Origin of the sequence: Streptomyces sp. NPDC021622 (assembly GCF_040640795.1) — a bacterium.
In the GTDB taxonomy this organism is placed as follows: domain Bacteria; phylum Actinomycetota; class Actinomycetes; order Streptomycetales; family Streptomycetaceae; genus Streptomyces.
This window is the reverse complement of sequence record NZ_JBFACK010000010.1, coordinates 48,463-68,520: the sequence shown is the minus strand read 5'-3', so window position 1 is coordinate 68,520 and position 20,058 is coordinate 48,463. Positions and strand designations below refer to the sequence as shown.

Below are 20,058 nucleotides of genomic sequence, written 5' to 3'. Positions count from 1 at the left end.
ATCCGGTGTCCCCCTTCTGGTGAGGACATCTCCATGTACAAACTCTTCTTCAACCTCGTCTTCAAGCGCATGGACCCGGAGCAGGCCCACTACATGGCCTTCCGTTGGATCCGGCTCGCGGCCCGCATCCCCGTGCTGCGCACCTTCGTCGCGGCCGTCCTCGCGCCGCGCCACAAGGAGCTGCGCACCGAGGCCTTCGGGCTGCGGATGCACGGTCCCTTCGGGCTCGCGGCGGGCTTCGACAAGAACGCCGTCGCGATCGACGGCATGTCGATGCTGGGCTTCGACCACATCGAGATCGGCACGGTCACGGGCGAGCCGCAGCCGGGCAACCCCAAGAAGCGTCTTTTCCGCCTCGTCAAGGACCGGGCGCTGATCAACCGCATGGGCTTCAACAACGAGGGCTCGGCGGCCGTGGCCGAGCGCCTGGGCGCCCGCAATGCCGTCTTCAAGACGGTCGTGGGCGTCAACATCGGCAAGACCAAGGTCGTGCCCGAGGAGGAGGCCGCCGGCGACTACGTGAAGTCGACCGAGCGGCTCGCCGCCCACGCCGACTACCTCGTGGTCAACGTGTCGTCCCCGAACACCCCCGGCCTGCGCAACCTCCAGGCCACGGAGTCGCTGCGCCCGCTCCTGACCGCCGTACGCGAGGCGGCCGACCGCAGCGTCACCGGGCGGCGCGTGCCGCTCCTCGTGAAGATCGCCCCCGACTTGGCGGACGAGGACATCGACGCGGTGGCGGACCTGGCCGTCGAGCTCGGCCTGGACGGCATCATCGCCACGAACACGACCATCGCCCGCGAAGGACTCGGTTTGCAATCCGAACCTTCGCTCTACGGAGAGACGGGCGGCCTCTCCGGAGCTCCGCTCAAGGAGCGCTCCCTCGAAGTCCTGCGCCGCCTCTACGCGCGCGTGGGCGACCGCATCACGCTCGTGGGCGTCGGCGGCATCGAGAACGCCGAGGACGCCTGGCAGCGGATCCTCGCCGGCGCCACCCTGGTGCAGGGCTACAGCGCGTTCATCTACGAAGGGCCTTTCTGGGGCCGCGCGATCCACAAGGGCCTCGCCGCGCGCCTTGGGGCGAGCCCGTACGCCACCCTCGCCGACGCCGTCGGCGCCGACGTGAGGAAGCCCGAATGACCAGCATGAGCGTCCTTGAACCCTTCGGTACGCGTCTTCGCCACGCCATGGACGAGCGCGGCCCGCTCTGCGTCGGCATCGACCCGCACGCGTCCCTGCTGTCCGCATGGGGTCTGAACGACGACATCGCGGGCCTGGAGCGGTTCACCGGGACGGTCGTCGAGGCGCTCGCCGGGACCGTCGCCGTCTTCAAGCCGCAGAGCGCGTTCTTCGAGCGCTTCGGGTCGCGCGGCATCGCCGTACTGGAGAAGGCGGTCCAGGAGCTGCGCGCGGCCGGTGCCCTGGTGGTCATGGACGCCAAGCGCGGCGACATCGGCTCGACGATGGCCGCGTACGCCGAGACCTTCCTGCACAAGGACTCGCCGCTGTTCAGCGACGCCCTCACCGTCTCGCCCTACCTGGGCTACGGCTCGCTGAAGCCGGCTGTCGACCTCGCGCGTGAGAACGGCACGGGCCTCTTCGTGCTCGCCCTCACCTCGAACCCCGAGGGCGCCGAGGTGCAGCACGCGGTGCGTGAGGACGGCCGCACGGTCGGCGCGACGATGCTGGGGCACCTGGCCGCCGAGAACGCCGACGCGCAGCCGCTGGGGTCCTTCGGCGCGGTCGTCGGGGCGACCCTGGGGGACCTGTCCTCCTACGACCTCGCGATCAACGGCCCGCTGCTCGCCCCCGGGATCGGGGCTCAGGGGGCCACGCCCGCGGATCTGCCGGGTGTCTTCGGGGCGTCCGTACGCAATGTCGTGCCGAGCGTCAGCCGCGGGGTCCTGCGGTACGGTCCCGACGTGGCGGGGCTGCGTGACGCGGCCGCCCGTTTCGCGGACGAGATCCGTGCGGCCGTCGCTTCTGCCTGAGATCGCTCTCTCCGCCCCGTTCCGGACTTCCGGAGCCGGGGCGGAGCTGTTTTTACGCCCTCGGAGGACGCCTGGGGACGGGCGCATGCGTTTCCTTGATGGCTCACCAGGCCAAATCCGGGGCGAAATGCCTGATATGTACGGCTCGACAGAGGCTGACCAGGACTTTTCGTCTGTTCTCGCTGACTCTGGCGGCCATGGCCGCTAGTCTCCGACGAGAGCGAACGGGCAAGCGCGTTGCACGTTGCTCACCAGGTGTGGGGCGACTAGGTTCCTCACCGGTCCGTATCCGACAGTTCGACATCCGAGGTGACGTAGGCGTGGCTCTTCCGCCCCTTACCCCTGAACAGCGCGCAGCCGCGCTCGAAAAGGCCGCCGCGGCTCGCCGGGAGCGGGCCGAGGTCAAGAATCGACTCAAGCACTCCGGCGCCTCGCTTCACGAGGTCATCAAGCAGGGTCAGGAGAACGATGTCATCGGCAAGATGAAGGTCTCCGCCCTCCTGGAGTCACTGCCCGGCGTGGGCAAGGTCCGCGCCAAGCAGATCATGGAGCGTCTTGGCATCTCCGAGAGTCGCCGCGTGCGCGGTCTCGGCTCGAATCAGATCGCATCACTGGAGCGTGAGTTCGGCGGCAGTGCCGCTGGCTGATGTTCTCAGGCACTCCTGAGAACCTGGATAATCGCTGCATGGCTGCAACATCCCGGGGGACGACCCCCGTGCCCCCGGACGTACGTCCGCGGCTGACCGTGCTCTCCGGCCCCTCCGGGGTCGGCAAGAGCACGGTCGTCGCTCATATGCGCAAGGAACACCCCGAGGTCTGGCTCTCGGTCTCGGCCACGACCCGCAAGCCGCGGCCCGGCGAAAAGCACGGCGTCCAGTATTTCTTCGTCTCCGACGAGGAAATGGACAAGCTGATCGCCAATGGCGAGCTGCTCGAATGGGCCGAGTTCGCGGGAAACCGCTATGGCACACCGCGGGCCGCGGTGATCGAGCGCCTGGAGGCGGGCGAGCCCGTTCTCCTGGAAATCGATCTGCAGGGCGCGCGCCTGGTGCGCGAGTCGATGCCCGAGGCGCAGCTGGTCTTCCTCGCTCCGCCGAGCTGGGACGAGCTGGTCCGCCGGCTCACCGGCCGCGGGACCGAGGCGCCCGAGGTCATCGAGCGCAGGCTCGAGGCCGCGAAGACCGAACTCGCCGCCGAGGAAGAGTTCGATACGACCCTGGTCAATACCTCCGTCGAGGACGTGGCCCGTGAGCTGCTAGCCTTGATGAAAGTTGTTTGATCTTCACCACGGTTCGACCATCATGGCTCGACCACAGTTTGATCTTCATTTCCCCATCGGAAGGCAGAGCGTGTCCTCTTCCATCACCGCGCCCGAGGGCATCATCAACCCGCCGATTGATGAGCTGCTCGAAGCTACCGACTCGAAGTACAGCCTCGTGATCTACGCCGCCAAGCGCGCGCGCCAGATCAACGCGTACTACTCGCAGCTCGGTGAGGGCCTGCTGGAGTACGTCGGCCCCCTGGTGGACACGCACGTCCACGAGAAGCCGCTCTCGATCGCGCTCCGCGAGATCAACGCGGGTCTGCTGACGTCCGAGGCCATCGAGGGCCCGGCTCAGTAGGCATCAGTTTTCTCTGAGCATTTCTTTGGCCACAGGCCCGGCAGCGCGACTGTCGGGCCTGTGGTGTGTCATGGAGTCGTACGTTCCCGAGTGCGGGGATCCGAGTGCGGGGAGGCACCGTGGGCAAGCCCAAGGTCGTTCTGGGGGTCAGTGGCGGGATCGCCGCGTACAAGGCCTGTGAGCTGCTGCGGCGGCTGACCGAGTCGGGCCACGACGTACGCGTCGTGCCGACCGATTCGGCGCTGCACTTCGTGGGGGCCGCGACCTGGTCGGCGCTGTCCGGCAACCCGGTCTCGACCGAGGTGTGGGACTCCGTCCACGAGGTGCCGCACGTCCGGATCGGTCAGGCGGCCGACGTCGTCATCGTCGCCCCGGCGACCGCCGACATGATGGCGAAGGCGGCCCACGGCCTCGCCGACGACCTCCTGACGAACACGCTCCTGACCGCCCGCTGTCCGGTGATCTTCGCACCCGCGATGCACACGGAGATGTGGGAGCACCCCGCCACCCAGGAGAACGTCGCCACGCTCCGCCGCCGCGGCGCCCTCGTCATCGAGCCTGCCGTCGGCCGCCTCACCGGCGTGGACACGGGCAAGGGCCGCTTCCCCGAGCCCGCCGAGCTCTTCGAGGTCGTACGCCGTGTCCTCGCACGCGGCGACCTGGCCCGCGACCTCACGGGACGGCACGTGGTGGTCAGCGCGGGCGGTACGCGCGAACCGCTCGACCCGGTCCGCTTCCTCGGCAACCGCTCTTCCGGCAAGCAGGGCTACGCGCTCGCGCGCAGCGCGGCCGCCCGGGGAGCCAGGGTCACGCTGCTCTCGGCGAACGCCGCGCTGCCGGACCCGGCGGGCGTGGACGTCGTGCCCGTCGGCACGGCCGTCCAGCTCCGCGAGGCGGTCCTCAAGGCCGCGGCGGACGCCGACGCGGTGGTGATGGCCGCCGCCGTGGCCGACTTCCGGCCCGAGACGTACGCGACCGGGAAGATCAAGAAGAAGGACGGCCAGGAGCCGGCCCCGATCGCCCTGGTCCGCAACCCCGACATCCTGGCCGAGATCGCGGGCGACCGGCCGCGCCCCGGCCAGGTGGTCGTCGGCTTCGCCGCCGAGACCGACGACGTCCTCGCCAACGGCCGCGCCAAGCTGGCGCGCAAGGGCTGCGATCTGCTGGTCGTCAACGAGGTCGGCGAACGCAAGACGTTCGGCTCCGAGGAGAACGAGGCGGTCGTGCTCGGCGCGGACGGCAGTGAGACGCCGGTGCCGTACGGCCCGAAGGAAGCTCTGGCGGACACCGTCTGGGATCTGGTGGCGGAACGCCTGACGAAGTAGTCGCTGAACGTTCAGTGATGGAAGTGATCGTTGAACGTCTGGTGAAGTCGGGGCGTAACCTCGAGAAAGCAGTAGAGGATCGGCTTTCCGACCAAGGGGCGCAAACCCCGAGGTCGGATGTCACATTCGCCCCACTGGGCGCGTCAAACCCGGGAAATTCGGGCGCGAGGCCCTCTGGTGGAGACCGATCGTCGTACCGCACAATGCAGTGCCGCAGGTCACAGCGCTCCCAAGTGGCGAGACACGTGGTCCGGCGGCCCAGTACGACCGATAAACTGGTCTCGGACGACGTCGAGCGCAGCTCTCGGCCCGTCCACCAATGATCAGCCAGCAGCCGCTGCAACCACAGGGAGCGATGTGTCCCGCCGTCTCTTCACCTCGGAGTCTGTGACCGAGGGTCACCCCGACAAGATCGCTGACCAGATCAGCGACACCATTCTCGACGCGCTTCTGCGGGAGGACCCGAAGTCCCGGGTCGCCGTGGAGACGCTGATCACCACCGGCCTCGTGCACGTCGCCGGCGAGGTGACCACCAAGGCCTACGCGCCGATCGCCCAGCTCGTGCGCGAGAAGATCCTCGAGATCGGTTACGACTCCTCGAAGAAGGGCTTCGACGGCGCCTCCTGTGGCGTCTCGGTGTCCATCGGTTCGCAGTCCCCCGACATCGCGCAGGGCGTCGACACGGCGTACGAGAAGCGCGTCGAGGGCGATGAGGACGAGCTCGACAAGCAGGGCGCGGGCGACCAGGGCCTGATGTTCGGCTACGCGTGCGACGAGACGCCGGAGCTGATGCCGCTCCCGATCCACCTCGCGCACCGCCTGTCGCGCCGCCTGTCCGAGGTCCGCAAGAACGGCACGATCCCTTACCTCCGGCCGGACGGCAAGACCCAGGTCACCATCGAGTACGACGGCGACAAGGCGGTCCGCCTGGACACGGTGGTCGTCTCGTCCCAGCACGCCTCGGACATCGACCTGGACTCCCTCCTGGCCCCCGACATCCGCGAGTTCGTGGTCGAGCCCGAGCTGAAGGCCCTCCTCGAGGACGGCATCAAGCTGGAGACCGAGGGCTACCGCCTCCTGGTCAACCCGACAGGACGCTTCGAGATCGGCGGCCCGATGGGCGACGCCGGCCTCACCGGCCGCAAGATCATCATCGATACGTACGGCGGCATGGCCCGTCACGGCGGCGGCGCCTTCTCCGGCAAGGACCCGTCGAAGGTGGACCGTTCGGCGGCGTACGCGATGCGCTGGGTCGCCAAGAACGTCGTCGCGGCCGGCCTCGCGGCCCGCTGTGAGGTCCAGGTCGCCTACGCGATCGGCAAGGCCGAGCCGGTGGGCCTGTTCGTGGAGACCTTCGGCACGGCCACGGTCGACACCGACAAGATCGAGGCCGCCATCGCCGAGGTCTTCGACCTCCGCCCGGCCGCGATCATCCGCGACCTGGACCTGCTCCGCCCGATCTACGCCCAGACCGCGGCGTACGGCCACTTCGGCCGCGCGATTCCCGACTTCACGTGGGAGCGGACGGACCGGGTCGAGGCGTTGCGGAAGGCTGCGGGGCTGTAAGGCTCGCGCTTCAAGGCTCTGGGCCCGGCTCTCCTTCGGGAGGGCCGGGCCTTCGTCGTCGGCGGGTACCCGGTGGTGGGCCCGGCGCGGAGGGAATGGGTTGGCGCGGCCGGTTCGGTGCTTCGTAGGGTGGTGCTCTCCCAGTCCTGGGAGAACTGACTGTCGAGGCGCCCGGTGCGATGGTTGCGGGTACTTCCGGGAGATGACTCCCTCGCAGGTTCGAATCCTGCTGCCGGTCTTCGATCGGTATGGCCGAGTGGGCGATGGCAGAAGCGCCCTTGGTGGCGTTCGTGATCCGCGGCCGGCTTGATCTCGGGCGCCCGGCGGTGTCAGTGCGGTCTGGTAGGAATGCAGCTGTGAGCAGGGAGAACGGGTCGGGTGTGGGTGAGGGTGCCGAAGGTGGGGTGCCTGAGCCCGAGCAGCTTGCGTTGATTCGGGACAGTGTGCGCAAGGCCAAGGTGCCGCGGGCCAAGCCGCGGACGTGGCGGGGGGCCGCGGTGGCCAAGGAGTTGCCCGTGGCGCGGGTTCTCGTCGACAAAGGGGTGCTGCATCTCGATCGGTACTTCGACTATGCCGTGCCCGAGGAATTGGATGAGCAGGCGCAGCCCGGGGTGCGGGTGCGGGTGCGGTTCGGGGCCGGGGCGCGCAATGTGCGGGGCGGGCGGCGTGAGGGTGGGGGGTTGATCGACGGGTTTCTTGTGGAGCGGGTTGCCGAGTCGGATTACTCCGGGCCTTTGGCCGCCCTGGCGCAGGTCGTTTCGCCTGAGCCTGTGCTCGATGCGGAGTTGTTGGGGCTTGCTCGGGCTGTAGCCGATCGGTACGCGGGGAGCCTTGCGGATGTGCTGCAGCTGGCGATACCGCCGCGGCACGCGAAGGCCGAGGCGCGGGAGTTTCCGGAGCCGCCGGCGCCGCCCGCGGCCCCCGACCCTGGTTCGTGGAGGCGGTACGAGCGGGGTCCTGACTTCCTCGCCGCGTTGGCTTCGGGCGGTGCGCCACGTGCCGTGTGGACGGCGTTGCCGGGACCCGAGTGGGCCGCGGAGATCGGGCGGGCCGTGCAGGCGACGCTGGCGTCGGGGCGGGGGGCCCTGGTCGTGGTGCCGACGGTGCGGTTGGCGGCGAGAGTCGATCAGGCGCTGCGGGACCTGTTGGGCCCGGGGCAGCATGCGCTGCTGACCGCCGACGCAGGTCAGCAGAGCCGCTACCAGGAGTGGCTCGCGGTGCGGCGCGGTGCCGTGCGAGCGGTGGTGGGGACGCGGGCCGCGATGTTCGCTCCCGTACGGAATCTGGGTCTTGTCGTCATCTGGGACGACGGGGACGCCCATCACAGTGACGACAACGCTCCTTTCCCGCATGTCAGGGAGGTGCTGGAGTTGCGGACCTCCCGGGACAAGTGCGCCTTCCTGTCAGGGAATTGGACGTGCACTGTCGAAGCCGCGCAGCTGGTGCGCAGCGGGTGGGCCGCTGCGCTGGCCGCACCACGGGAGGAAGTGCGGCGGGTCGCTCCGCTCGTACGGACCGTCGGTGATCATGATCTGGCCCGGGACGAGGCGGCGAGGGCCGCTCGGCTGCCCAGTCTCGCCTGGGAGATCGCACGCACCGCGCTGCGCGACGGCCCCGTGCTCGTGCAGGTGCCGCGGCGTGGCTATGTCCCGCGCCTCGCCTGCCAGCGGTGTCGGGAGCCCGCCCGCTGCCGGCAGTGTGCCGGGCCGTTGGAGGCACGGGAGGCGACCGGAGTCCTCGCGTGCGGGTGGTGCGGGCGTGAGGAGGGGCATTGGCACTGTTCCTCGTGCGGCGGGTTCCGGCTGCGGGCGCAGGTCGTGGGGGCGCGGCGGACCGCCGAGGAGTTGGGCCGGGCGTTCCCGGCCGTGCCGGTGCGGACGTCGGGGCGTGAGCAGGTGCTCGATACGGTGCCGGGGGCGCCGGCGCTCGTGGTGAGTACTCCGGGGGCCGAGCCCGTTGCCGAGGGCGGTTACGCCGCCGCTCTGCTGCTCGACGGGTGGGCCATGCTCGGGCGGCCCGATCTCCGGGCGGGGGAGGAGGCGCTGCGCCGGTGGATCGGGGCATCGGCCCTCGTGCGTCCGCAGGGCGCGGGCGGCACGGTGGTGGTCGTCGCCGAGCCGACGCTGCGGCCTGTGCAGGCGTTGGTGCGGTGGGATCCCGTGGGGCATGCGGTGCGGGAGCTTGCGGAGCGGGCGGAGCTGGGGTTTCCGCCGGTGTCACGGATGGCTGCGGTGTCCGGGGCGCCGGAGGTGCTTTCCGCCTTTCTCGCGGGGGTTGAACTTCCGGCGGATGCGGTTGTGTTGGGGCCTGTTCCGGTGCGTGAGGCGGTGCCGGGGGGTGGGCGTCGGGCTGGGGGTGCGCCTGTGGGGGAGGCTTGGGAGCGGGTGTTGATTCGGGTGCCGCCGGGGAGTGGGGCCGCGCTTGCCGCTTCGCTGAAGGTGGCGCAGGCGGGGCGGATGGCCCGCGGGGCGGCGGAGCCTGTGCGGATTCGGGTGGACCCGTTGGATATCGGCTAGGCCCTGCTGTCCTCGCCGCGGTCGTCTCGCCTGCGGCGGGCCTCGCCTCCGGCGTGGGGTGCGCGGTGTTGTGCCGGTGCTTGCCGCCTTGTTGTGTTGGGGCCCGGCGGTTGTGCGTTGTGCTCACCCTTCCCCAAGCTCTCGGCTTCGCTCGAGCAGGGGAGACCCCACCCGCCGTGCGGAACGCCTGCCCACAACGAGGGCGGCGGAATTGTTGAGGGTGGGGGTGGTGTGCGGAACGGCTGCCCACCACGGGGGCAGCCGGTCGGCCTGGGTGTGCGGAGCGCCTGCCCGCAATGGGGGCGGCCGGTTGCCCTGGGTGTGCGGAACCGGCTGGCCGCAACGGGGCGGCCAGTTGGTCGGGGGCGCAGCAAGAGGCGCCGGGTGCGTGCGTAGCGGCGTTGTGCCAGGCGCGGTAGAGGTCCCGCATAGCGCTGCCCCCCGCCCTTGGAAGGGGGGGAGGCAGCTAAGTGTCAGGTACGGGCTAGCCGTTGCGGGGGCTGGGGAAGGCTGGGGGGCGGGGGTCTTCTCGGAGGGCGGGGCTGCCTGCCGTCGGCTGGGTCGGCATCGCGCGGGCCGCGGGGACCGAAGGCACCGAGGGAAGCGGTGCGCCGACCGGGACCGGTGGCCGGGCGGTCGCGGCCGCAGCCGCCGCCGCGGTTGACGGTGCTGCCTCGGTAGCGCGCTCCGCCTCGGCCGCCGCCTGCGTCGTGGCCCTGCGAGCTCCGTAACGGCGGTGCACCGCCTGCTTGGTGACCCCGAGGGCCGAGCCCACCGCGTCCCACGAGAAGCCCAGCGAGCGGTCGAAGTCCACTGCCGCGGTGACCAGCGTCTCGACGCTGTCCCGCAGTTCCTGGGCGAGGCGGACGGTCGGGGCGGGGGCCCGCCCGTACACGACGAAGCCCGCGGACGGGCTGGAGCGGCGCGGGCGGTAGACGTTGCCGAGCTGGGCGGTGAGGGTACGCAGTGCGTCCACCTGCCGGCGGACCCGCTCGATGTCCCGCACCAGGAGGTGCAGGCTGGCCCGTGCCTGGGCGTCGTGGGTTGCGTGGTCGGCCATGAACAAGCCTCTCGAACCGGCGTTGAAAAGGATTCGGGCCGCATCCGCGGCCCACTGTGGTCAACTCTTTCTTGACCAACGCGCTAGCTCGTGTGGGGTCACGGTGCAGGGGCGTATGCGCATATGCACAGGGCGCGCGTCCATGCGTACGCCCCCGGGAGGGGAACGGCCAGGCCCGGGCGGGCGCCCCGAGGCGAGCGGCCAGGGAGCGCGGCTCATAGACTGGTGCGCTCCCGTCACGTTCCCGCCCGAGAGGCCGACAGCCACCGATGAAGCTCGTCTTCGCAGGCACCCCCGAAGTCGCCGTCCCCGCCCTGGACGCCCTGATCGCCTCCGGCCGGCACGAGGTGGCCGCCGTCGTCACGCGCCCCGACGCCCCGGCGGGCCGCGGCCGCAGGCTCGTCGCGAGCCCGGTCGCGCAGCGCGCGGAGGAAGCCGGCATCGAGGTCCTCAAGCCCGTGAAGCCGCGTGACGAAGCGTTTCTGGCGCGGTTGCGGGAGATCGCGCCCGACTGCTGCCCCGTGGTGGCGTACGGCGCGCTGCTGCCCCAGGTGGCCCTGGACGTGCCGGCCCGCGGCTGGGTCAATCTGCACTTCTCGCTGCTGCCCGCCTGGCGCGGCGCCGCGCCCGTGCAGCAGGCGCTGATGGCGGGGGACGAGATCACGGGTGCTTCCACCTTCCTGATCGAGAAGGGGCTCGACTCCGGGCCGGTGTACGGGACCGTCACCGAGGTCGTCCGGCCCACCGACACCAGCGGTGACCTGCTCACCCGCCTCGCCTTCGCGGGCGCGGGGCTGCTCGCCGCCACCATGGACGGCATCGAGGACGGCACCCTGAAGGCCGTGCCGCAGCCCGCCGAGGGCGTCACCCTCGCGCCGAAGATCACCGTCGAGGACGCCGAGGTGGACTGGGCGGCCCCGGCTCTGCGCGTCGACCGCGTGGTGCGCGGCTGCACGCCCGCGCCCGGCGCCTGGACCGTCTTCCGCGAGGAGCGGCTGAAGATCATCCAGGCCGCGCTCGCCCCGGACCGCACCGACCTGGCGCCCGGTGAGCTCTTCGCCGCCAAGAACAACGTGTACGTCGGCTCCGGTTCGCACGCCGTGGAGCTGCTCTGGGTCCAGCCGCAGGGCAAGAAGCCGATGCGCGGCGCGGACTGGGCGCGCGGGGTGCGGATCGCCCCGGGCGAGCGGGTCGGCGCCACCGACGTAGGCTGAACGAATACGCCTCATCACCATCAGCGGAGCACCTTTGAACGACCAGCCAGGCCGGCCTCCCCGTAAGCAGGGGAAGCCCGGCAAGCCCCATCGCCGTCCCAAGAAGGACCCCGTCCGATTCCTCGCCTTCGAGGCGCTGCGGGCCGTGGACGAACGCGATGCGTACGCGAATCTTGTCCTGCCGCCGCTGCTGCGCAAGGCACGGGACAAGGGTGACTTCGACGCGCGTGACGCGGCGCTCGCCACCGAGTTGGTCTACGGCACGCTGCGCAGGCAGGGAACGTACGACGCGATCGTGGCGGCCTGCATCGACCGGCCGCTGCGGGAGGTCGACCCGCCGGTCCTTGATGTGCTGAACATGGGGGTGCATCAGCTGCTCGGGACGCGTATCCCGACGCACGCCGCGGTCTCCGCCTCCGTCGAGCTCGCGCGCGTCGTCCTCGGCGACGGGCGGGCCAAGTTCGTCAACGCGGTGCTTCGCAAGGTCGCCGCCGACGATCTCGACGGGTGGCTGGAGAAGGTCGCGCCGCCCTACGACGAGGACGCCGAGGACCATCTCGCCGTCGTCCACTCGCACCCCCGCTGGGTCGTCTCGGCGCTCTGGGACTCGCTGGGCGGCGGGCGCGCCGGGATCGAGGACCTGCTCGAGGCCGACAATGAACGGCCCGAGGTGACGCTCGTGGCCCGCCCCGGCCGCTCCACCGCCGACGAACTGCTCGACTCCGTCGGCGAGGAGTCCGCGCTGCCGGGCCGCTGGTCGCCGTATGCCGTGCGGCTCAGCGAGGGCGGCGAGCCCGGCGCGATCGGGGCCGTGCGCGAGGGGAACGCGGGCGTCCAGGACGAGGGCAGCCAGCTGGTCGCCATCGCACTTGCGAACGCTCCGCTGGAGGGGCGCGACGAGAAGTGGCTTGACGGCTGTGCCGGTCCCGGCGGCAAGGCCGCCATGCTCGCCGGTCTCGCCACGCAGCGCGGTGCGGCCCTGCTCGCCGCCGAGAAGCAGCCGCACCGGGCCCGCCTCGTCGCGCAGGCGCTGCGCGGCAACCCTGGCCCGTATCAGGTCATCGCCGCCGACGGCACCCGGCCGCCGTGGCAGCCCGGCACCTTCGATCGGGTCCTGATGGACGTGCCCTGCACCGGACTCGGCGCCCTGCGCCGCCGCCCTGAAGCACGCTGGCGGCGCCGCCCAGAGGACCTCGACGGCTTCGCACCGCTGCAACGGGGGCTGCTGCGCACGGCGTTGGAGTCCGTGCGCGTCGGCGGCGTCGTCGGCTACGCGACCTGTTCACCGCATCTGGCGGAGACGCGTGCCGTCGTGGACGACGTACTGAAGCACCTTGAGGGTGCCGCGGGTGCCGAACTCATCGACGCGCGCCCGCTGTTGCCCGGCGTCCCGGCGCTGGGCGACGGGCCCGACATCCAGCTGTGGCCGCATCTGCACGGCACGGACGCGATGTACCTAGCGCTGATCCGGCGCACCGCCTGAGCCTGCTTCCGCCGCCTGAGCAGGGGCCGCCGGGTCCTTGCTCAGCGGATGCGGCCACCACACCTTCGGGCCCACGTCCAGGAACAACGCGGTGACCAGGACGGACCGCACGACGAAGGTGTCGAGCAGGACGCCGAGTGCGACCGCGAAGCCGATCTCGGCGAACGCCACCATCGGGAGCGTGCCGAGCGCGGCGAAGGTGCCCGCGAGGACGAGGCCGGCCGATGTGATCACCGCGCCGGTCGCGGCGAGGCCCGTCAGCACGCCCGCACGGTTGCCCTGGCGTCCCGCTTCCTCACGGATACGGGTCGACAGGAAGATGTTGTAGTCGATGCCGAGCGCCACCAGGAACACGAAGACGAAGAGCGGGAAGTCCGTCGACTCGCCCGCGTAGTCGAAGATGTACCGGAAGGCGAGCGCACTGAGGCCCAGCGCGGCGGAGAAGGACAGCACGACCGTCCCGATCAGCAGCAGCGGGGCGACAAGGGCCCGCAGCAGCACGCAGAGGATCATCAGGACGACCACCAGGACGAGCGGGATGACCAGCTTGTTGTCGTGGGTGGTCGCGGTGTCCATGTCGAGCAGGGCGGCCGTGCCGCCGCCCACCATCGCGTCCGCGTCGGGCACCGCGTGCACCGCGTCGCGGACCCGCTCCACGGTCTGCTTGGCGGCCTCGCTGTCGGCCGGGTCGGTCGGGGTCGCCTCGAACAGGACCCGGCCTTCGGCCTCCGCCTTCGACCCCGGTGGCACGCCGATGCTCGCCGGGTCGACGCCGCGGGTCGCTGCTACGGCGCGGCCCACCTCCTCGCCCTGGCCGGTGTTCGCCACGATCACCAGTGGGTCGCCGCTGCCCGCGGGGAAGTACTCGGCCTGCACCTCCTGGCCCACGATCGAGTCGGGCTTCTCCGTGAACGAGTCCGCGTTGCTGAGCCCCTCGGCCCGCAGCTGCGTCAGACCGAACGCCATCGCCGCCAGGGCCACCGCCGTGACCGTCCAGGTCAGCCGCGGCCGGTGGGCGATACGGCGGCCCGTGCGGGCCCAGACGCCGTGCTCGGTGGGTTCGTCCGAGCCCACGTGCGGGATCAGCGGCCAGAACAGCCACCGGCCGCAGACCACCAGAAGGGCGGGGAAGAGCGACAGCATCGCGAGCAGGGCGACCGCGACGCCGATGGCCGCGACGGGGCCGAGGCCTCGCGTCGAGTTCATGTCGGCGGTCAGCAGGACAAGCATGCTCAGGACGACCGTGGCGCCCGACGCGATGACCGCGGGCCCCGCCCGGTGCAGCGCGAGCTGCATCGCCTCGTGCCGGTCGTCGTGGCGGCGCAGCTCCTCGCGGTACCGGGCGACCAGGAGCAGGGCATAGTCCGTCCCCGCGCCGAAGACGAGCACGGTGAGGATGCCGGCGCTCTGGCCGTTGACCGTCAGGCCGCCGTACTCCGCCAGGAGGTAGATCAGCGCCTGCGCGGCGAACAGCGAGACGATCACGGAGATCAGTGGCACGAGGAGCAGGATCGGACTGCGGTAGGTGACCAGCAGGATCACGATGACGACGGCGCCCGCCGCGAGCAGCAGGGTCGAGTCGATGCCCTCGAACGCCTCGGAGAAGTCCGCCGACGTACCGCCCGGCCCGGTGATGTGCACCGCGAGCCCGTCCGAACCCTCGCCCACGTCCTCGCGGATGGAGTCGACGGCGGGCCCGATCCGCTCCCAGCCCTTCTCGTCCATCGTGATGGGTACGAAGATCTGGGCCGCCTCGGCGCTGTTCGGGTCCTTGGTGTCGAAGACGGGGCCGCGGGTCTCCGCGCCGCGGATGCCGTGGTCGCTCAGCTGCTTGAGCTCGCTGACGTCCTTGGCGATCTGCGCGCGGTCCTGCGCGGTCAGGCCGCCCTCACGGGCGTACACGACGACCGCGGGAATCTGCTCCGGCCTGAAGTCCTCGGAGATTTCCAGGACTTGGGTGGACTCGGCGGAGCCGGGCAGCCAGGACGAGGCCTGGTTGTCCTGGGCGTCCGTGAGCTTCTGGGCGAGAGGTGCCGCGACGACGATCACCACCAGCCAGAACAGCACCACAAGCCACTTGGTGCGCTTCCCGCACACCAGCCAGGCCACACCGCGGCCTGCCTGGCGCTGTCCTTCCGGCTGTACTCCCGGCTGCTTGTCCGTCCGCTCGTCCGGCATGGCTACCCCCGCTGCCCCACGTCGTGCCGGTGGACCGCCCAGCATGGCACGCGGTCCTTGGTCAAGAGGGTCTCTCGGCCCACGCTACGGACGGCGGTGAGCAACGGGCGCCGGGCATGGCAGGCTTGGGGCATGGCCGTGCAGATCAACCCCAGCATCCTGTCCGCGGATTTCGCCCGTCTTGCCGAGGAGGCAAAGGCGGTCGAAGGTGCCGACTGGCTCCATGTCGACGTCATGGACAACCACTTCGTCCCTAACCTCACCCTGGGGGTGCCGGTCGTAGAGTCTTTGGCCCGTGCGACGGACACGCCGCTGGACTGCCATCTGATGATCGAGGACCCCGATCGCTGGGCTCCCCAGTACGTCGAAGCGGGCGCCGGATCCGTCACCTTTCACGCGGAGGCGGCTGCCGCGCCCGTCCGCCTGGCCCGTGAGATCCGCGCCAAGGGCGCCCGCGCCTCCATGGCGCTGAAGCCCGCGACGCCCATCGAGCCGTACGAGGATCTGCTCCCCGAACTCGACATGTTGCTGATCATGACGGTCGAGCCGGGTTTCGGTGGTCAGGCGTTCCTCGACATCATGCTGCCGAAGATTCGCCGGACCCGCGAGTTGATCAGCAAGCACGGTCTCGAGCTCTGGCTCCAGGTGGACGGCGGCGTCTCGGCCGCGACGATCGAGCGCTGCGCCGACGCGGGAGCCGACGTCTTCGTCGCCGGTTCGGCCGTCTACGGCGCGAAGGACCCGGCAGCGGCGGTACGTGCATTGCGCAGCCAAGCGGCGGACGCGTCCGCGGCGGCCGCATGGGCATGCGGCCACTGAGCCACGGGAACGTGAACGCAGTCCTTCAGGGCTGATCAAGCACGCCGGATCTGCAAGGATGAACGGCGAACCCAGGTTGCGCTGCGGCAACGCGCTCGAAACCGCAGCAACACTCGTGAAGCCGCAGAAATGCGTGTGAATGTGTGAACGACAATTGAGTGAATGACAGTGAGGAGATCGTCGTGTCGACGGGCGGCCGGTCAGCCATGCGGATGGGACCCGCGGAGCTGGTGCAGGCGGCGGCCATGGCCCGCCGCTTCTATCTCGAGGGCAAGTCCAAGATCCAGATCGCGGAGGAGTTCGGCGTAAGCCGCTTCAAGGTGGCCCGGGTCCTGGAGACCGCGCTCGAGCGTGATCTCGTACGGATCGAGATCCGTGTGCCCGCGGAGCTGGACGCGGAGCGCTCGGACGCGCTGCGCGCCCGCTACGGCCTGCGGCACGCGGTCGTCGTGGAGTCGCCGGCTCCCACCGAGGAGATCGACGATTCCCCCGACCCCGAGAACCTCGGCGAGGTCGCGGCCGATCTGCTCGGCGAGCTGGTCACCGAGGGCGATGTGCTCGGCCTCGCGTGGGGCCGCTCGACCATCCACATGGCGGCCGCGCTCGATCAGCTGCCGCCGTGCACGGTCGTGCAGTTGACGGGTGTGTACGACGCAGGGACCGCCGAGCGCGGTTCGGTCGAGGCCGTGCGGCGGGCCGCGCAGGTCTCCGGCGGCGAGGCCCACCCGATCTACGCGCCGATGCTGCTTCCCGACCCGGCCACGGCCGCCGCGCTGCGGAACCAGACCGGGATCGCGCGGGCGTTTGAGTACTTCGACAAGGTCACCGTCGCCGCCGTCTCCATCGGCTCCTGGGAGCCCGGTATCTCGACGGTGCACGACATGCTGTCCGACGAGGAGCGTGCGCATTACGCCTCGCTGGGTGTGGCCGCGGAGATGTCCGCGCACCTTTTCGACGCCGAGGGGCGTCGGGTGGGGCGGGACCTGGGGGAGCGGTGCATCACCGTCGAGGCGGACCGGCTTCGGCGGATTCCTGAGGTTGTCGCCATTGCGGGTGGGCAGCGGAAGGCTGCTGCCATTGACGCGGTGCTGCGTTCGGGGCTCGTGACCAGCCTCGTCACGGATACCGCTGCCGCCGATCAGTTGTTGGTCATGGGGCCGACGCCGCATCCTGCGTTGGATCGGGCGGATCCGGACGGTAGTTGATTTAGCTGCGGGTTGTGGGGGCTTGTCGCGCCCACGCGGCGGAGCCGCACATGTCACAGCCCCGCGCCCCTTCAGGGCGCTGCACCGACGACCACTACGCGTCCTTCAAGGCGGTACTGAGATGACGTCCGAACCCCTCGTGCCCCTGCTCGACGCCGCCCGCGGCGTCGGTCTGAGCACCGTCTCGCTCGATCTGAGCGGTGTGAGCGACAAGCGCGGTTTCATGGACCGCTGTGCCCGCGCGCTCGATCTGCCCGACTGGTTCGGGCACAACTGGGACGCGCTCGCCGACTGCCTCACCGACCTGCCCCGGGTGCCGTCCGGGCCCGGCCTCCTGCTGGTCGTCTCCGGCTGGCAGGCATACGCGCAGGCCGCGCCCCAGGAGTGGATCGTCGCCCAGGAGGTGTTCACCGACGCGGTGGCGTACGCGCGTGAGCGGAGCACCGGCCTGGAGATCATTCTCGCGTTCGGGCCCGCGGCCGCCACGGAGCGTGGCGGGGCGTGAGCCGAGCGTTCCGCTTCTGGGGGTCGCTTGGACGATCCGACCAGAGGTCCCGTGACCTGCCTGGGTGATCATCCCAGGCGGTTCGACCCCCACGGCATGGGACACTGAAGTACGTGCTTTTCCCCCGGCTAACTGTCCGGGGGCCACCTCTGATCGACTGGGATGAGCAGCACGTGCGCTTCCTCAATGACATCCAGCCTGCGTACGACCTGACGTACGACGACGTCTTCATGGTGCCGAGGCGCTCCGCCGTCGGCTCGCGTCAGGGCGTAGACCTTTCGTCGCCGGACGGCACCGGGACCACGATCCCGCTGGTCGTCGCCAACATGACCGCGATCGCCGGCCGCCGCATGGCCGAGACCGTCGCCCGCCGCGGTGGTCTCGTCGTGATCCCGCAGGACATTCCGATCGAGGTCGTCACCGACGTCATCGCCTGGGTCAAGACGCGCCACCACGTCCTGGACACCCCGATCGTGCTGGCCCCCCACCAGACCGTCGCGGACGCGCTGGCCCTGCTGCCCAAGCGCGCGCACAACGCCGGTGTCGTCGTGGACGAGGACCAGAAGCCGGTCGGCGTCGTCACCGACACGGACCTGAACGGCGTGGACCGCTTCACCCAGCTCTCCGAGGTCATGTCCAGGGACCTCGTGCTGCTCGACGCGGACATCGACCCGCGCGACGCCTTCAACAAGCTGGACCACGCGAACCGCCGCTATGCGCCCGCCGTGGACAAGGACGGCCGCCTGGCCGGCATCCTGACCCGCACCGGCGCCCTGCGCGCGACCCTCTACTCGCCCGCCCTCGACGCCAACGGCAAGCTGCGCATCGCCGCCGCCGTCGGCATCAACGGCGACGTCGCGGCCAAGGCCAAGCAGCTCCTCGACGCGGGCGCCGACACGATCGTCGTCGACACCGCGCACGGCCACCAGGAGTCGATGATCGCCGCGGTCAAGGCCGTGCGCGGGCTCGACCCGCAGGTGCCGATCGTCGCGGGCAACATCGTCGCCGCCGAGGGCGTCCGGGATCTCATCGAGGCCGGTGCCGACATCATCAAGGTGGGTGTCGGTCCCGGCGCCATGTGCACCACGCGCATGATGACCGGCGTCGGCCGGCCGCAGTTCTCCGCGGTGCTGGAATGCGCCGCCGAGGCCAAGAAGTTCGGCAAGCACGTGTGGGCCGACGGCGGTGTCCGTCACCCGCGTGACGTCGCGATGGCGCTGGCCGCCGGTGCGTCGAACGTCATGATCGGTTCGTGGTTCGCGGGTACGTACGAGTCCCCGGGCGACCTGCAGCAGGACGCCAACGGCCGCCTCTACAAGGAGTCGTTCGGCATGGCCTCGGCGCGTGCGGTGAAGAACCGCACCAGCGAGGAGTCGGCGTACGACCGTGCCCGCAAGGCGCTGTTCGAGGAGGGGATCTCGACCTCCCGGATGTTCCTCGACCCGGAGCGTCCCGGTGTCGAGGATCTGATCGACTCGATCATCGCGGGTGTTCGTTCCTCCTGCACGTACGCCGGTGCGGGCTCGCTCGAGGAGTTTGCCGAGCGGGCGACCGTGGGTGTGCAGAGCGCTGCCGGTTACGCGGAGGGCAAGCCCCTCCACGCCAGCTGGAGCTAGGTGCTCCGGGGGAACTGCGCTTGTTCGACTGCGGGTCGGCCGTGGCCGGTCGCGCAGTTCCCCGCGCCCCTCAGGAACCCTGCAGTGCGGCCCTGTACGCCTCGATCGGCGGGCGGGGCTGCCTGCCCAGCAGGGTGCGCAGTGCGCCGCGGTCCTCGATGGCCGTGCCGTCCAGGAAACCACCGGCTATCGCCGAGTACGTGCTCATGAGCATCGGCACCTGGAAGGGCAGTGCCTGGCCTGCCGCGGTGATCGCCTCGCGGGTCGCGGCGAGGGTGCCGGGTTCGTACGAGCCGTTGAGTGCCGCGGCCAACTCCTCGCCGCCCAGGGGCTGTTCGCCGACGAGTTCGTAGGTGCGGCCCGCGTGCGGGGACGGATCCGTCGCCACTCGTACCGCGGCCTCGGCCAGGTCGTCGCGGGCCACGGCCGCGAGCCGGCCATCGCCCAGGGGCGCGGCGATGGTGCCGTCGGGGCCCGGTGCCGCGATGGCGGCAAGGAACTCCGCGTACAGGCCGTTGCGCAGGATCGTCCAGTCCATCGAGGAGCGGCGCAGTCTGCGTTCCGTCCAGCGGTGCGCGAGCGCGTACGTCAGATGGTCGCCGTCGCCGCTGAGGCTGGTGTAGACGAGGTGCCGCACGCCCGCCTTCTCCGCGGCCGAGATCGCGGCCTCGTGGCGGGCGACGACCACGTCGTCCTCGGCGGCCCCGGCGGAGATGACCAGGAGCGTGTCCACGCCGCCGAAGTCCAGGGACGCCGGATCGTCGAAGTCGGCGCGGCGGCCGCCGGGAGCGGGGTGGCGGCTGCCGATGACGACGTCGTCGCGGCCCGCGAGGCGGGCTGTGGCGAGCTTGCCGAGGGCGCCCGTGGCGCCGGTGATCATGAACATGGGATCGTTCCCCCGTGGTGAGTGGTTGCGCTGGTATCCGGCCCGGTGGCCGGGCCTGTGACCATGGTGATC

17 protein-coding genes are annotated in these 20,058 nt (G+C 70.7%); 14 read left to right on the top strand and 3 right to left on the bottom strand.

Annotation, left to right across the window (positions count from 1 at the left end; all coding sequences use genetic code 11):
- Nucleotides 1-33 precede the first annotated feature (33 nt).
- From AB0G47_RS20845 to AB0G47_RS20810, 8 genes are all read left to right on the top strand, one after another.
- Nucleotides 34-1,140 (top strand): quinone-dependent dihydroorotate dehydrogenase, encoded by a 1,107-nt coding sequence (locus AB0G47_RS20845; protein ID WP_360771855.1) that lies wholly within the window; start codon nt 34-36, stop codon nt 1,138-1,140.
- A 5-nt stretch (nt 1,141-1,145) separates the two neighbouring features.
- The gene (pyrF, locus tag AB0G47_RS20840; RefSeq protein WP_360772419.1) at nt 1,146-1,991 is read left to right on the top strand and encodes an orotidine-5'-phosphate decarboxylase; all 846 of its coding nucleotides are present in this window, start codon (nt 1,146-1,148) and stop codon (nt 1,989-1,991) included.
- Nucleotides 1,992-2,311: 320 nt separating this feature from the next.
- Complete coding sequence (locus AB0G47_RS20835; RefSeq protein ID WP_055698939.1) at nt 2,312-2,638, top strand: integration host factor; 327 nt, start codon at nt 2,312-2,314, stop codon at nt 2,636-2,638.
- Between the two features lie 38 nt (nt 2,639-2,676).
- Nucleotides 2,677-3,270, top strand: a complete 594-nt coding sequence (gene gmk, locus AB0G47_RS20830; RefSeq protein WP_360771851.1) for a guanylate kinase — start codon at nt 2,677-2,679, stop codon at nt 3,268-3,270.
- A gap of 70 nt (nt 3,271-3,340) precedes the next feature.
- Nucleotides 3,341-3,613 carry a DNA-directed RNA polymerase subunit omega gene (rpoZ, locus tag AB0G47_RS20825; protein WP_005319902.1) on the top strand — a complete coding sequence of 91 codons (273 nt, stop codon included), beginning with the start codon at nt 3,341-3,343 and terminating at the stop codon, nt 3,611-3,613.
- Nucleotides 3,614-3,732: 119 nt separating this feature from the next.
- A complete protein-coding gene (gene coaBC, locus AB0G47_RS20820) occupies nt 3,733-4,938 on the top strand; it encodes a bifunctional phosphopantothenoylcysteine decarboxylase/phosphopantothenate--cysteine ligase CoaBC (protein ID WP_266869027.1) in 1,206 nt (401 codons plus the stop codon).
- A 357-nt stretch (nt 4,939-5,295) separates the two neighbouring features.
- Nucleotides 5,296-6,504: a methionine adenosyltransferase gene (gene metK / locus AB0G47_RS20815; RefSeq protein WP_360771847.1), complete on the top strand. Its 1,209-nt coding sequence runs from the start codon at nt 5,296-5,298 to the stop codon at nt 6,502-6,504.
- A gap of 356 nt (nt 6,505-6,860) precedes the next feature.
- A complete protein-coding gene (locus tag AB0G47_RS20810; protein WP_360771845.1) occupies nt 6,861-9,020 on the top strand; it encodes a primosomal protein N' in 2,160 nt (719 codons plus the stop codon).
- 484 nt (nt 9,021-9,504) lie between these two features.
- Here AB0G47_RS20810 and AB0G47_RS20805 read toward each other — a convergent pair whose 3' ends face one another.
- Nucleotides 9,505-10,080 carry a hypothetical protein gene (locus tag AB0G47_RS20805; protein ID WP_360771842.1) on the bottom strand — a complete coding sequence of 192 codons (576 nt, stop codon included), beginning with the start codon at nt 10,078-10,080 and terminating at the stop codon, nt 9,505-9,507.
- A gap of 269 nt (nt 10,081-10,349) precedes the next feature.
- On the opposite strand from AB0G47_RS20805, the gene fmt reads away from it, so the two are divergent.
- Both fmt and AB0G47_RS20795 read left to right on the top strand, forming a co-directional pair.
- Nucleotides 10,350-11,294 (top strand): methionyl-tRNA formyltransferase, encoded by a 945-nt coding sequence (gene fmt, locus AB0G47_RS20800; protein WP_360771839.1) that lies wholly within the window; start codon nt 10,350-10,352, stop codon nt 11,292-11,294.
- A gap of 34 nt (nt 11,295-11,328) precedes the next feature.
- Nucleotides 11,329-12,777: a transcription antitermination factor NusB gene (locus AB0G47_RS20795; protein WP_360771836.1), complete on the top strand. Its 1,449-nt coding sequence runs from the start codon at nt 11,329-11,331 to the stop codon at nt 12,775-12,777.
- Here AB0G47_RS20795 and AB0G47_RS20790 read toward each other — a convergent pair.
- Nucleotides 12,751-14,955, bottom strand: coding sequence for an MMPL family transporter (locus AB0G47_RS20790; RefSeq protein ID WP_360771833.1), 2,205 nt, complete (start codon nt 14,953-14,955; stop codon nt 12,751-12,753). The genes AB0G47_RS20795 and AB0G47_RS20790 overlap by 27 nt on opposite strands.
- Nucleotides 14,956-15,087: 132 nt before the next feature.
- On the opposite strand from AB0G47_RS20790, the gene rpe reads away from it, so the two are divergent.
- From rpe to AB0G47_RS20770, 4 genes are all read left to right on the top strand, one after another.
- Nucleotides 15,088-15,774: a ribulose-phosphate 3-epimerase gene (gene rpe / locus AB0G47_RS20785; protein ID WP_360771830.1), complete on the top strand. Its 687-nt coding sequence runs from the start codon at nt 15,088-15,090 to the stop codon at nt 15,772-15,774.
- Nucleotides 15,775-15,932: 158 nt separating this feature from the next.
- Nucleotides 15,933-16,979, top strand: a complete 1,047-nt coding sequence (locus AB0G47_RS20780; RefSeq protein ID WP_135329993.1) for a sugar-binding domain-containing protein — start codon at nt 15,933-15,935, stop codon at nt 16,977-16,979.
- A gap of 121 nt (nt 16,980-17,100) precedes the next feature.
- On the top strand, nt 17,101-17,484 hold the full coding sequence (locus AB0G47_RS20775) for a barstar family protein (protein WP_360771827.1): 384 nt from the start codon (nt 17,101-17,103) through the stop codon (nt 17,482-17,484).
- Nucleotides 17,485-17,657: 173 nt separating this feature from the next.
- Entirely contained in the window at nt 17,658-19,100 is a 1,443-nt protein-coding gene (locus AB0G47_RS20770) for a GuaB1 family IMP dehydrogenase-related protein (RefSeq protein WP_360771824.1), read from the top strand.
- Nucleotides 19,101-19,170: 70 nt separating this feature from the next.
- Here the strand turns inward: AB0G47_RS20770 and AB0G47_RS20765 are convergent, their stop codons facing one another.
- Entirely contained in the window at nt 19,171-19,986 is an 816-nt protein-coding gene (locus tag AB0G47_RS20765; protein WP_360771822.1) for an NAD(P)H-binding protein, read from the bottom strand.
- Between the last annotated feature and the right edge of the window lie 72 nt (nt 19,987-20,058).